Raw genomic sequence first — 12,821 nt, 5'->3', positions numbered from 1 at the left:
AATCCTTCCCCCACCACCATCACTTTCAAACGACACTTAACATTCTGCTCGCACCGTGCATCATGTATTTCCGCAAGGGGAAGGATGAGAAGCTTCGACTAAGGTTCGATTCGAGCGCAGCGAGAAAGCGTTGCCGCAGGCAACGACCCGAAGGGCGAGGCGCAGCCGCCACCCGGCGACAGACGACTACATTGGCGGCAAACGACGCTTCACCGGCGAACTTTTCACAATCGACGTATTACATTGGGCATGCTCCGCCAGCCCGTCCAGCAGCGCATCCAGTTGTTCTATTGATCGCACCACTAGCCTAATCACAAAGCAGTCTTCCCCGGTCACCTTGTCGCTCTCAATACACTCCGGCATCGCCTGTATGTATTTATCCACCTTATGCAACAGCCCCGGCAAAGGCCGCACGCGTACCAGCGCCTGCAGCGTATACCCCAGCGCCGCCAGATTCACCCGTGCGCCATACCCCTGAATCACACCGCGCTCTTCCAGCCGCTTCAGACGCTCTGCCGTGCTGGGTGAGGTCAGGCCGATGCGGCCGCTGAGCACCTTCAACGACATGCGCGCATCCTCAACCAGGCAGGCTAAAATTTGCCGATCGATATCATCAATAAGGTATTCCACTCGTTTCACCTAATTTAAAAATGCAGTTAACACCTTCAACCTTATCTCACCCCTGTAAAACCCAACAGCGATTTTCGACAATAGCGTTATTAATCAGGAGGTGAATGATGCGTGATTTACATAAAGGCGTCTGGCAGATGAGTCTGGCGATGTTAATTTCCGGCTCTATCGGCGCGTTTGTTTTGCTCAGCGGCCTGCCGGTGACGGAAGTGGTGTTCTGGCGCTGCCTTATTGGGGCAATAGCGCTTTTCATTTTTATCCGGGTAAGTCAAAAGCCCTTTAGCCCCCTCACCCGCACCACGCTGCTGCTGGCGATACTCGGCGGTGTGGCATTAGTGGTGAACTGGCTGCTGCTCTTCGCAGCCTATGAGCGGATCTCTATTGGTCTTTCGACCGTGGTCTATAATACTCAGCCGTTTATGCTGGTCCTGATGGGGATGTTTTTAGGCGAGCGCGTCAGCGTGGTGAAATGGGGCTGGCTGTTCCTTGCCTTCGGCGGCGTGGTGATACTGCTCTCCAGCGAGCTGACCGGCACCCACGACACTGAATGGCTGGCGGGTATTAGTCTGGCAATGGCCGCGGCCTTCTTCTACGCGCTGACGGCAATCATTGCGCGCAAACTGAAAACAATCGCACCGCAGCATATTGCCTTTATTCAGGTGCTGACTGGCGTCGTGATGCTTCTGCCGTTTGCCAGCCGGCCGTCATTTTCCGGTGATTTTCCCTGGCCGCTCCTGTTGACGCTCGGCATCGTCCATACCGGCATTATGTACCAGCTGCTCTACAGCGCGATTCAGAAGCTACCTACCCCCATTACCGGCTCCCTGTCGTTTATCTATCCGGTGGTGGCGATCGTTGTCGATAACCTGGTGTTCGGACACTCGCTGAACCTGACGCAGCTGGCGGGCGGCGCGTTGATCCTGTTTGCTGCAGCGGGTAACAACCTGGACTGGGGCGAAAAAAAACCCCGCGAATGCGGGGTTGGTATCAAGACGCTGAATTAGCGACGGGCACGCACAATCTGGTATTTGCGCGTCAGGTACTCCACCGGCGCGCTCCAGATATGCACCAGTCGGGAGAACGGGAACAGCACAAACAGCGTCATCCCCAGCACAAGGTGAACGCGGAAGATAAACGCCACGCCGTCCAGGTGCTCAGACGCTCCGCCGTGGAAGGTCACGACGGACTGCGCCCACCCCACCAGCTTCATCATTTCACTGCCGTCCATATGCTGCGCAGAGAATGGAATAGTCAGCAGACCCAGCGCGCACTGCACCATCAGCAGGGAGAGGATCAGGATGTCCGCTGCAGTGGTGGTTGCACGCACGCGCGGGCTGAACAGACGACGTTTCAGCAGCAGCAGGCCACCCACCAGGGTCATCACGCCGCAAGCACCGCCGGCGATCATCGCCATCTTCTGCTTCACTTCAATCGGCAGCCACGCTTCGTACATCCAGTGCGGCGTCAGCATCCCAAGGAAGTGACCGGCAAAAATCCCCAAAATACCGATGTGGAACAGGTTAGACGCGACGTGCATCCCTTTGCGATCCAGCATCTGGCTGGAGGCAGCACGCCAGGTGTACTGGCCGTAGTCATAGCGCAGCCAGCTTCCCACCAGGAATACGGTGCCCGCGATATACGGGTAAATGTCAAAGAAGAACATATTCAGGAAGTGCATTAGTGCCGTCCTCCGTTAGAGATATTCAAATATTGCGGGGCAACCGCGCCGGCAAAACGACGCTGGTGAGCGGAGATTTCAGACTCGCCGCAGTTCTGGTCAGCAAAGAATTTCACCTGCTCTTCTTCCCAGACCGCATCCAGCGCTTGCGGGGTATCGTCGCGGGCTTCATCCGCGATTTTCTCCGCCACTTTTTCACTGTCTACAGAGGCGTTCGCCAGCTTCACCAGCAGATCGAACAGTACGGCATAGCGGCTCTCGCGCTGCTGTAGACGCGCGCCGAGCAGCGCAAGAATCGGGGCGATATCCTGCAGACCGCCCAGCGCCTCTTCTTTCGGCAGCTGCGCCAGATACTCCAGGTACAGCGGCAGATGATCCGGCAGCTCGCGGCTGTCGAGCTGCAGGCCGTGCTGCTCGTACTGGGCCATCAGGTCCACCATCGCCTGACCGCGGTCGCGGGATTCACCGTGAACGTGCTCAAACAGCAGCAGAGACGTCGCACGACCACGGTCAAACAGCTGGCTGTAGTCCGCCTGCGCGTCGAGCAGATCGCGTGCCAGCAGATCGCGGAGGAAAACGCCCAGCTTCTGGGCATCCTCTTTATCCAGGTTTTCAGATGACGCGAGTGCATCAAAGAGTTCCTGTTGATGCTGCGCAAGCGCAGCATCAGGGTACTCGAGCAGACGCGAAACAATGACGAGTTCAATCATTGGTGCGGCTCCGTTTTGCTGGTCACATCCATGGCGTCGATGCGGCGGCTGTTGAACAGGTTGAATTTACTGTCTGACCCGTGGCAACCGTCGCCAAAGGTAAAGCCACACCCGCTTTTCTCCGGGAAGGCCTCGCGAGCCAGCTCGCGGTGGCTGCTTGGCACCACGAAACGGTCTTCGTAGTTAGCGATTGCCAGGTAGCGGTACATCTCCTGCGCCTGCGCTTCGGTCAGGCCGACCTCTTCCAGCGCGCGGGTATCGTTCACGCCGTCAACGGTTTCCGCACGTTTGAAGTGACGCATTGCCAGCATACGTTTCAGCGCCAGCAGCACCGGCTGGGTATCTCCGGCGGTCAGCAGGTTGGCCAGGTACTGCACCGGGATACGCAGGCTTTCAACGTCCGGCAGAATACCGTTGCTGCCCAGCTCGCCCGCGTCCGCCGCAGACTGAATCGGAGACAACGGCGGCACGTACCAGACCATCGGCAGGGTGCGGTATTCCGGGTGCAGCGGCAGAGCCAGCTTCCAGTCCATCGCCATTTTGTACACCGGCGACTGCTGTGCGGCGTCGATGACGCTCTGCGGAATGCCGTCCTTCAGCGCCTGCTCAATCACCTTCGGATCGTTCGGATCGAGGAAGACGTCCAGTTGACGCTGATAGAGATCTTTCTCATTCTCGGTGCTTGCGGCATTCTCAATCGCGTCCGCGTCGTACAGCAGCACGCCGAGGTAACGAATACGACCTACGCAGCTCTCGGAGCAGACGGTCGGCATACCGGCTTCGATACGCGGGTAGCAGAAGATGCACTTCTCAGACTTACCGCTCTTCCAGTTGAAGTAGATTTTTTTGTACGGACAGCCGGTGATGCACATGCGCCAGCCGCGGCACTTGTCCTGGTCGATCAGCACGATGCCGTCTTCTTCACGCTTGTAGATAGCGCCGCTCGGGCAGGTCGCGACGCACGCCGGGTTCAGGCAGTGTTCGCACAGGCGCGGCAGATACATCATGAAGGTGTTTTCGAACTGGCCGTACATCGCCTTCTGCATGTTCTCGAAGTTCTGGTCTTTGGCGCGCTTTTCGAACTCGCCGCCCAGAATTTCTTCCCAGTTTGGACCACTGGTAATTTTGTCCATGCGCTGACCGGTGATCAGCGAGCGAGGACGGGCGATCGGCTGGTGTTTGCTTTCCGGCGCGTTGTGCAGGTTCTGGTAGTCGTAATCAAACGGCTCGTAATAGTCCTCAATGCCCGGCAGGTGCGGGTTAGCGAAGATTTTACCCAGCAGCATTGCGCGGTTACCCATGCGCGGCTGCAGTTTGCCGTTGATTTTGCGGATCCAGCCGCCCTTCCACTTTTCCTGGTTTTCCCAGTCGGTCGGGAAGCCGGTGCCCGGCTTGCTTTCCACGTTGTTGAACCAGGCGTACTCCATACCTTCGCGGCTGGTCCAGACGTTTTTACAGGTCACTGAACAGGTGTGGCAGCCGATGCACTTATCGAGATTCAGCACCATGCCGACTTGTGAACGAATTTTCATTTTACGCTCTCCTGTACCTGGTCATTACCTTCGCCGTCTAACCAGTTAATATTCTTCATCTTACGTACCACCACGAACTCATCGCGGTTCGATCCTACGGTGCCGTAGTAGTTAAAGCCGTAGGCCAGCTGCGCATAGCCACCGATCATGTGGGTCGGCTTCGGCGTAATACGGGTCACGGAGTTGTGAATACCGCCGCGCTGCTCGGTGATCTCTGAACCCGGCAGGTTCACGATACGTTCCTGCGCGTGGTACATCATGGTCATCCCGGCCGGTACGCGCTGGCTCACCACCGCACGCGCCGTCAGGGCGCCGTTGCTGTTGAACACTTCAATCCAGTCGTTATCTTCGATACCCAGATCTTTGGCGTCCGCTTCGCTCATCCAGACAATCGGACCACCGCGCGACAAGGTCAGCATCAGCAGGTTGTCGCTGTAGGTGGAGTGGATACCCCACTTCTGGTGCGGCGTCAGGAAGTTCAGCGCCTTCTCAGGGTTACCGTTCGATTTCGCGCCCATCACTGCTTTCACGGAGCGGGTATCGATTGGCGGACGGTACACCAGCAGGCTTTCACCGAAGTCGCGCATCCACTGGTGGTCCTGATACAGTGACTGACGACCAGAAAGCGTGCGCCATGGGATCAGCTCGTGAACGTTGGTATAACCAGCGTTATAGGACACATGCTCATCTTCCAGACCAGACCAGGTCGGGCTGGAGATAATCTTGCGCGGCTGGGCCTGGATATCGCGGAAGCGGATTTTCTCTTCCTCTTTATTCTTCGCCAGATGCGTGTGGTCGCGACCGGTAAATTCACTCAGGGCCGCCCACGCTTTCACCGCCACGTGGCCGTTGGTTTCCGGTGCCAGGGTGAGGATCATCTCCGCCGCATCAATTGCCGTGTTGAGCATTGGCTGGCCTTTGGCCGGGCCGTCTGCTTTGGTGTAATTGAGCTTGCGCAGCAGGTCCATTTCGCTCTGGGTGTTCCAGGCGATGCCTTTGCCGCCGTTACCGATTTTCTCCATCAGCGGGCCGATGGAGGTAAAGCGCTCGTAGGTTGCCGGGTAATCACGTTCAACCGGAATGATGTGCGGCGCGGTCACGCCCGGGATCAGGTCGCATTCGCCTTTTTTCCAGTCCTTCACGTCAAGCGGCTGCGCCAGTTCGGCAGCGGAGTCGTGCTGAATTGGTAGCGTCACCACGTCGGTCTCTTTGCCCAGGTGACCTACGCAGACTTCGGAGAATTTCTTCGCGATGTCTTTGTAGATATCCCAGTCGCTTTTCGATTCCCACGCCGGGTCAACGGCGGCAGACAGCGGATGAATAAACGGATGCATGTCCGAGGTATTCATGTCGTCTTTTTCGTACCAGGTGGCGGTTGGCAGCACGATATCGGAGTACAGGCAGGTGCTGGACAGACGGAAGTCCAGCGTCACCACCAGATCCAGCTTGCCGTCCAGACCGTTGTCTTTCCATTCCACTTCTTCTGGCTTCACGCCGCCCTGCTTGCCGAGGTCTTTACCCTGAATACCGTTCTCGGTGCCCAGCAGGTATTTCAGCATGTACTCGTGGCCTTTACCGGACGAGCCCAGCAGATTGGAGCGCCAGATGAACAGGTTGCGCGGATGGTTTTTGCCGTTCTCAGGCTGTTCTGCCGCGAAACGAATTGAGCCTTCCTTGAGCGATTTCACGGTGTAATCCACCGGCGACATGCCCGCTTTCTTCGCCTCTTGTGCAATGCGCAGCGGGTTAGTGCCCAGCTGCGGCGCAGACGGCAGCCAGCCCATGCGTTCAGCGCGCACGTTGAAATCAATCAGGTGGCCGCTGTAGCGGGATTTATCCGCCATCGGCGACAGCAGTTCCTGCGCGGTAACCGTCTCGTAGCGCCACTGGCTGGAGTGGTTATAGAAGTAGGAGGTGCTGTTCATGTGACGTGCCGGACGCTGCCAGTCGAGGGCAAACGCCAGCGGCTGCCAGCCGGTCTGCGGACGCAGTTTTTCCTGGCCCACGTAGTGCGCCCAGCCGCCGCCGCTCTGCCCGACGCAGCCGCAGAAGATCAGCATGTTGATCAGGCCGCGATAGTTCATATCGAGGTGATACCAGTGGTTCAGACCGGCACCCACGATGATCATCGAGCGACCGTGGGTCTTGTCGGCGTTTTCCGCAAACTCGCGGGCGATACGAACGATCTGCGCGCGCGGTACGCCGGTGATCTGCTCCGCCCAGGCCGGGGTATAGGCCTTCACGTCGTCATAGCTGGTTGCGCAGTTTTCGTCGTTCAGACCGCGCTCCAGGCCGTAGTTCGCCATGGTCAGGTCATAGACGGTGGTGACCAGCGCGGTAGAACCGTCGGCCAGCTGCAGGCGCTTAACCGGCAGCTTGTGCATAAGCACGTTTTTCAGTTCAACCTTGTTGAAGTGCTCGGAACCTTCACCGCCAAAGTACGGGAAGCCAACCTCGGCGATCTCGTCCTGGCTGCCCAGCATGCTGAGGCGCAGCTCCGTCTGTTCACCGGTGGTGCTGTTGCGCTGCTCAAGGTTCCACTTGCCCTTCTCGCCCCAGCGGAAGCCGATAGAGCCGTTTGGCGCCACCAGCTCGCCGTTGCTGTTATAGGCAACGGTTTTCCACTCAGGGTTGTTTTCCTGGCCCAGCGCGTCCACCAGATCGGCGGCGCGCAGCGTGCGGCCCGCGGCATAGTAGCCCTCACGCTCTTCCAGCATCACCAGCATCGGCATGTCGGTGTAGCGACGCACGTAGTCAGTGAAATACTGGCTCGGTTTGTCGAGGTGGAATTCGCGCAGCATGACGTGGCCCATCGCCATCGCCATCGCGGCATCGGTACCCTGTTTCGGTGCCAGCCACAGGTCGCACAGCTTGGCGATTTCCGCGTAGTCCGGGGTGACCGCAACGGTTTTGGTCCCTTTGTAGCGGACTTCGGTAAAGAAGTGCGCGTCCGGGGTACGGGTCTGCGGAACGTTAGAGCCCCAGGCGATGATGTAGCTGGAGTTGTACCAGTCGGCGGATTCCGGCACGTCGGTCTGCTCACCCCAGGTCTGCGGTGACGCTGGCGGCAGGTCACAGTACCAGTCGTAGAAGCTCAGGCAGGTCCCGCCGATAAGCGACAGGTAGCGCGCGCCGGAAGCGTAAGAGACCATCGACATCGCCGGGATTGGCGAGAAGCCCGCCACGCGGTCAGGACCGTAGGTTTTTACGGTATAGACGTTAGAGGCGGCAATCAGCTCGTTCACCTCTTTCCAGGAAGAACGAACGAAACCACCGCGACCGCGCGCCTGCTTGAAGCTTTTCGCTTTGTCGGCATCTTCAATGATAGAGGCCCACGCATCAACCGGGTCGCTGTGCTGCACTTTCGCTTCACGCCACATTTTCATCAGGCGTTTGCGCATCAGCGGGTATTTCAGACGGTTGGCGCTGTAGAGATACCAGGAGTAGCTGGCCCCGCGCGGGCAGCCGCGCGGTTCATGGTTCGGCATATCCGGACGGGTGCGCGGATAGTCGGTCTGCTGCATTTCCCAGGTCACCAGACCGTTTTTAACGAAAATCTTCCAGCTACATGAGCCAGTGCAGTTTACGCCGTGGGTAGAACGGACGACTTTGTCATGCTGCCAGCGCTGGCGGTAACCGTCTTCCCAGTCCCGGTTGGTATCCAGAACCTGGCCGTGCCCATCGGCAAAAGTTTCACCCTTCTGTTTGAAGTAGCGAAACCGGTCCAAAAATTTGCTCATCGGGTATCTCCTGTATGGAGCCTGTGGCTCTCTAAATCGACATTGCTGATTTGCAGCGAAGGTAACGCCCTGAAAGAGGGGGAGAATTGATAACGATCAAGACGAAGAGGGACTATAAAAGGAGGGGTTAGACCAAATACCACCAAAGCGGTATATTTTTAAAACGAATAAATAAATGATTTATAAAGATATTTATTATTCATCGTACAATAACCCCGGCAAAATTTAACATCTCAGGTATTAAGGGGTAGACATCCCTGCAAAGCGATGGCGATCACAGTGTTACCCGCAGATGACTGCGGTAAAAGCTTTCAGTATGTTGTAACTATTATTCAGTCGAAAAAAAACGCGGCACGAAGGCCGCGTTAACGGATAATCACACTTACTTATTTTTCTTGGTATTACGGCCATATACCAGCCACGTAATCACGACGCAGGCGATATAGAAGACGAGGAAGACTTTCATGGCGCCAGCCGGAGAGCCGGTCAGGTCAAGCGAGATGCCGAACGCTTTCGGAATAAAGAAGCCGCCAATTGCGCCAATAGCCGAGATAAAGCCCAGGGCCGCAGCCGTATCCGTCGCTGCTTCACGCATGGCCTGCTCTTCGCTTCCGCCCTGCGCTTTCACGCGATCCATCGTCAGCTTGCGGAAGATCACGGAGATCATCTGGAAGGTGGAAGCACTCCCCAACCCGGCCGTCAGGAACAGCACCATAAACACGCCGAAGAAGGCAAAGAAGTTACCGCCCTGCCCGTCAGAAGGCAGCGTAAGGAACAGCAGCGCGCAGAAGACTGCCATCACAATAAAGTTCACCAGCGTAACGCGAGTCCCGCCCAGACGGTCGGAGATCATGCCGCCCAGCGAACGCGCCAGTGCGCCAATGAACGGACCGAAGAAGGCGAATTGCAGGATCTGCACGTCCGGGAACTGGGTTTTCGACAGCATGGCAAAGCCCGCTGAGAAGCCGATAAACGAACCGAAGGTAGCCAGATACAGCAGCGCCATCACCCAGAGGTGTCCACGTTTCAGCACCGGAAGCTGCTCGCTCAGGGATGCTTTCGACGCGCTCAGATCGTTCATAAAGAACCACGCAGCCAGGGTGAACACCACCAGGAACGGGACCCAAATCCAGGCCGCGTTCTGCAGGTAGAGGGAAGAACCATCCGCCTGCTCAACGCCGCCGCCACCGAAGGCGGCAAAAATAGAAACAGAGATCGCCAGCGGCGCAATCAACTGCATCACGCTTACGCCCATGTTGCCCAGACCGCCGTTAATACCCAGCGCGCCGCCCTGCTTCGCTTTCGGGAAGAAGAAGCTGATGTTCGCCATGCTGGAGGCGAAGTTAGCGCCGGCGAAACCGCACAGCAGGGAGATAATCACGAACACGCTGAACGGCGTGGAGGTATCCTGCACCGCGAAGCCTAGCCACACGCAAGGGACGATCATGATGCCCGTACTGAACGCCGTCCAGCGACGGCCACCGAATACCGGGACCATAAACGCGTAAGGGACACGCAGCAGCGCGCCAGACAGCGACGGCAATGCGGTAAGCATAAACAGCTGATCGGTCGTGAACGTAAACCCTACTTTCGGCAGGTTTACCGCGACCGCGCTAAACAACATCCATACGCAAAACGCTAAAAGCAGACACGGAACGGAAATCCACAGATTCCGGCTTGCTACACGATGGCCGCGCTGTTGCCAGAACGCCGGATCCTCTGGACGCCAGTCTGTAATAACGGCACCATTTTCCCTTTCGGGAGCGGATGAGTGACTCATAGACACCTCTGATTCTCGAATGATGCTGCAAACATTAGGGTTTTAGGGCGGCGGTAAGTTGATATAAATCAAAGGAAAAGTGCGGGGATTTGCGGCGCAAAAAAAGGGGTTATCCTTAGTGAGTAGGATAAATCGGTAAAAAAGACGTGGTTTTTCACTGCACTGAAGGTTCCTTGCTACCACCGCTTCTTCACCTATACTCCGTTGGCAATTTAGGGGTAATCCTTTATTGGTATGGGTATACTCCAGGGTATGCACCAGAATAGCGCCATTCCTGCAAGCAGGCCACGTCAGGAGCCCGGCAACTCTATGTTAAAAAGATGTTTATCACCGCTGACTCTCGTCAATCAGCTAGCCCTGATTGTTTTGCTGTCTACCGCCCTTGGCGTGGCCGGCATGGCGATTTCCGGCTGGCTGGTACAAGGGGTACAGGGTAATGCACATGCCATCAACGAGGCAGGTTCTCTACGCATGCAGAGTTATCGTCTGCTGGCGTCGGTCCCCCTGACGCAGGACGATCGGCCCTTAATCGATGAAATGGAGCGCACGGCCTTCAGCCCCGAACTGGAAAACGCTGCCATCCGCGCCGGCCAGCAGTCCCAGCTTAAAGCCCTGCAGGGCTACTGGCACACCCAGCTGGAACCCGGTCTGAAACAGGCGCGCAGCACCGAAACCGTTGCGCAGGACGTAGCGGGTTTCGTCTCCCGCATTGACGCGCTGGTCTCCTCTTTCGACCAAACCACCGAATTACGCATCGACCGGGTGGTAATAGTACACCGTGCCATGGCGCTGTTTATGGGCCTGCTACTGATCTTCACCATTATCTGGCTCCGGGCGCGGCTGCTGAATCCCTGGAAACAGCTGCTGGCGATGGCGCGCGCCGTAACGAACAGAGATTTTACCCAGCGCACGCACATCAGCGGCCGCAACGAGATGGCCATGCTCGGCCAGGCGCTGAACACCATGTCGTCGGAGCTCTCCGAAAGCTACGCGGTGCTGGAGCAGCGCGTGCAGGAAAAAACCGCCGGGCTGGAGCAGAAAAATGAGATCCTCTCCTTCCTCTGGCAGGCCAACCGCCGTCTGCACATGCAGGTGCCGCTATGTGAACGCCTTTCGCCGGTCCTGAACGGCCTGCAAAATCTGACCCTGCTGCATGACCTGGAGCTGCGGGTTTACGATGTAGAAGATGAAGATAACCATCAGGAGTTTACCTGTCAGTCTGACATGTCCTGCGATGATAAAGGCTGCCACCTGTGCCCGCGCGGCCTGCCGCTGCAGGCTTCTGGCGGCACTACCCTGAAGTGGCGGCTGACGGACAGCCACACCCAGTACGGTATTCTGCTGGCCACCCTGCCAGCCGGACGCCATCTGAGCCACGACCAGCAGCAGCTGGTGGACACCCTGGTTGAACAGCTAACGGCCACGCTGGCGCTCGACAGGCACCAGGAAAAACAGCAGCAGCTGATCGTCATGGAAGAGCGCGCGACCATCGCCCGCGAGCTCCACGACTCTATCGCCCAGTCGCTCTCCTGTATGAAAATGCAGGTGAGCTGCCTGCAGATGCAGGACGCGGAAATGCCGGAAAGCAACAAACAGCTGCTGAGCCAGATCCGCAACGAGCTGAACACCTCCTGGGTACAGCTGCGCGAGCTGCTGACCACCTTCCGCCTGCAGCTGACCGAGCCGGGGCTGCGCCCGGCGCTGGAATCCAGCTGCCAGGAATTTAGTGCCCGGCTTGGCTTCCCGGTGAAGCTGGATTACCAGCTGCCACCGCGGTTTGTCCCTTCCCATCAGGCGATTCATCTGCTGCAGATCGCCCGCGAAGCGCTGAGCAACGTGCTCAAACACGCTGAAGCGACGGCGGTTACGGTTACCGTCAGCCAGCACGCTAACCAGGTCAGGCTGACGGTTCACGACAACGGTCGCGGCGTGCCGGAAAATGCCGAACGCACTAACCACTATGGTTTAATCATTATGCGAGACCGCGCCCAAAGCCTGCGCGGTGATTGCCAGGTTCGACGGAGAGAGACGGGTGGCACGGAAGTTGTGGTCACCTTTATTCCCGAAAAACCGCTTACAACTGCTCAAGGAGAAACCCATGACTAATCAGGAACCGGCATCCATCCTGTTGATCGACGACCATCCGATGCTGCGTACTGGCGTAAAACAGCTGGTCAGCATGGCACCCGACATTACCGTGGTTGGCGAAGCCAGCAACGGTGAACAGGGTATTGAGCTGGCCGAATCCCTCGATCCGGATCTGATCCTGCTCGATCTCAACATGCCTGGCATGAACGGTCTGGAAACCCTCGACAAGTTGCGCGAGAAATCCCTTTCCGGTCGCGTGGTGGTCTTTAGCGTCTCCAACCACGAAGAGGATGTGGTCACGGCGCTGAAGCGCGGCGCGGATGGCTATCTGCTGAAGGATATGGAGCCGGAAGACCTGCTCAAGGCGCTGCAGCAGGCCGCCGCAGGCGAGATGGTGCTGAGCGAGGCCCTGACGCCGGTGCTGGCCGCCAGCCTGCGGGCGAACCGCGCCACCTCTGACCGCGACGTCAGCCAGTTAACCCCGCGCGAGCGCGATATTCTGAAGCTGATTGCCCAGGGCCTGCCGAACAAAATGATCGCCCGCCGCCTGGATATCACCGAAAGCACGGTTAAAGTGCACGTGAAGCATATGCTCAAGAAAATGAAGCTAAAATCCCGCGTTGAAGCCGCGGTGTGGGTCCATCAGGAACGTATTTTTTAAGC

Annotated in this window: 9 protein-coding genes and 1 other RNA gene; 4 read left to right on the top strand and 6 right to left on the bottom strand. The window is 57.6% G+C overall.

All coding sequences use genetic code 11. The features are described 5' to 3' along the window. Positions 1 to 63 precede the first annotated feature (63 nt). Positions 64 to 181, top strand: a non-coding RNA gene (locus INF77_RS13075) — RtT sRNA. Positions 182 to 186: 5 nt separating this feature from the next. On the opposite strand, the gene INF77_RS13070 is transcribed toward INF77_RS13075, so the two are convergent. After that, positions 187 to 630 (bottom strand): Lrp/AsnC family transcriptional regulator, encoded by a 444-nt coding sequence (locus tag INF77_RS13070; RefSeq protein WP_041909598.1) that lies wholly within the window; start codon positions 628 to 630, stop codon positions 187 to 189. A gap of 107 nt (positions 631 to 737) precedes the next feature. Between INF77_RS13070 and INF77_RS13065 the strand changes: the two genes are divergently transcribed. Next, entirely contained in the window at positions 738 to 1,634 is an 897-nt protein-coding gene (locus INF77_RS13065) for a DMT family transporter (protein WP_193532743.1), read from the top strand. Here the strand turns inward: INF77_RS13065 and narI are convergent. The 5 genes from narI to INF77_RS13040 form a co-directional block, all read right to left on the bottom strand. Next, complete coding sequence (narI, locus tag INF77_RS13060; protein ID WP_021240339.1) at positions 1,631 to 2,308, bottom strand: respiratory nitrate reductase subunit gamma; 678 nt, start codon at positions 2,306 to 2,308, stop codon at positions 1,631 to 1,633. The two genes, INF77_RS13065 and narI, sit on opposite strands and share 4 nt — an antisense overlap. Further along, on the bottom strand, positions 2,308 to 3,018 hold the full coding sequence (gene narJ, locus INF77_RS13055) for a nitrate reductase molybdenum cofactor assembly chaperone (protein ID WP_045261096.1): 711 nt from the start codon (positions 3,016 to 3,018) through the stop codon (positions 2,308 to 2,310). Before narJ ends, narI begins: the two co-directional genes overlap by 1 nt. Further along, positions 3,015 to 4,550, bottom strand: coding sequence for a nitrate reductase subunit beta (gene narH / locus INF77_RS13050; RefSeq protein WP_028013444.1), 1,536 nt, complete (start codon positions 4,548 to 4,550; stop codon positions 3,015 to 3,017). Before narH ends, narJ begins: the two co-directional genes overlap by 4 nt. Next, positions 4,547 to 8,290, bottom strand: a complete 3,744-nt coding sequence (locus INF77_RS13045; protein ID WP_193532730.1) for a nitrate reductase subunit alpha — start codon at positions 8,288 to 8,290, stop codon at positions 4,547 to 4,549. Before INF77_RS13045 ends, narH begins: the two co-directional genes overlap by 4 nt. Before the next feature lie 382 nt (positions 8,291 to 8,672). Then, a complete protein-coding gene (locus tag INF77_RS13040) occupies positions 8,673 to 10,070 on the bottom strand; it encodes a NarK family nitrate/nitrite MFS transporter (RefSeq protein WP_047364940.1) in 1,398 nt (465 codons plus the stop codon). 309 nt (positions 10,071 to 10,379) lie between these two features. Between INF77_RS13040 and narX the strand changes: the two genes are divergently transcribed. Continuing rightward, positions 10,380 to 12,176 carry a nitrate/nitrite two-component system sensor histidine kinase NarX gene (gene narX, locus INF77_RS13035; RefSeq protein WP_193532731.1) on the top strand — a complete coding sequence of 599 codons (1,797 nt, stop codon included), beginning with the start codon at positions 10,380 to 10,382 and terminating at the stop codon, positions 12,174 to 12,176. Then, positions 12,169 to 12,819, top strand: a complete 651-nt coding sequence (gene narL / locus INF77_RS13030; protein WP_003856701.1) for a two-component system response regulator NarL — start codon at positions 12,169 to 12,171, stop codon at positions 12,817 to 12,819. The genes narX and narL overlap by 8 nt, the downstream gene beginning before the upstream one ends. Positions 12,820 to 12,821: the final 2 nt, after the last annotated feature.

It is taken from the genome of Enterobacter cloacae complex sp. P1B (assembly GCF_014982345.1).
Lineage (GTDB): Bacteria > Pseudomonadota > Gammaproteobacteria > Enterobacterales > Enterobacteriaceae > Enterobacter > Enterobacter bugandensis.
Note: the sequence above shows the minus strand (reverse complement) of the source record. Positions and strands in the feature narration are given on the sequence as shown.

What these genes read in the sequence shown, in the direction of transcription:
- INF77_RS13065 (WP_193532743.1), top strand. Translation starts at nt 738, where the DNA reads ATGCGTGATTTACATAAAGGCGTCTGGCAGATGAGTCTGGCGATGTTA.
- narI (WP_021240339.1), bottom strand. Translation starts at nt 2,308, where the DNA reads ATGCACTTCCTGAATATGTTCTTCTTTGACATTTACCCGTATATCGCG.
- narJ (WP_045261096.1), bottom strand. Translation starts at nt 3,018, where the DNA reads ATGATTGAACTCGTCATTGTTTCGCGTCTGCTCGAGTACCCTGATGCT.
- narH (WP_028013444.1), bottom strand. Translation starts at nt 4,550, where the DNA reads ATGAAAATTCGTTCACAAGTCGGCATGGTGCTGAATCTCGATAAGTGC.
- INF77_RS13045 (WP_193532730.1), bottom strand. Translation starts at nt 8,290, where the DNA reads ATGAGCAAATTTTTGGACCGGTTTCGCTACTTCAAACAGAAGGGTGAA.
- INF77_RS13040 (WP_047364940.1), bottom strand. Translation starts at nt 10,070, where the DNA reads ATGAGTCACTCATCCGCTCCCGAAAGGGAAAATGGTGCCGTTATTACA.
- narX (WP_193532731.1), top strand. Translation starts at nt 10,380, where the DNA reads ATGTTAAAAAGATGTTTATCACCGCTGACTCTCGTCAATCAGCTAGCC.
- narL (WP_003856701.1), top strand. Translation starts at nt 12,169, where the DNA reads ATGACTAATCAGGAACCGGCATCCATCCTGTTGATCGACGACCATCCG.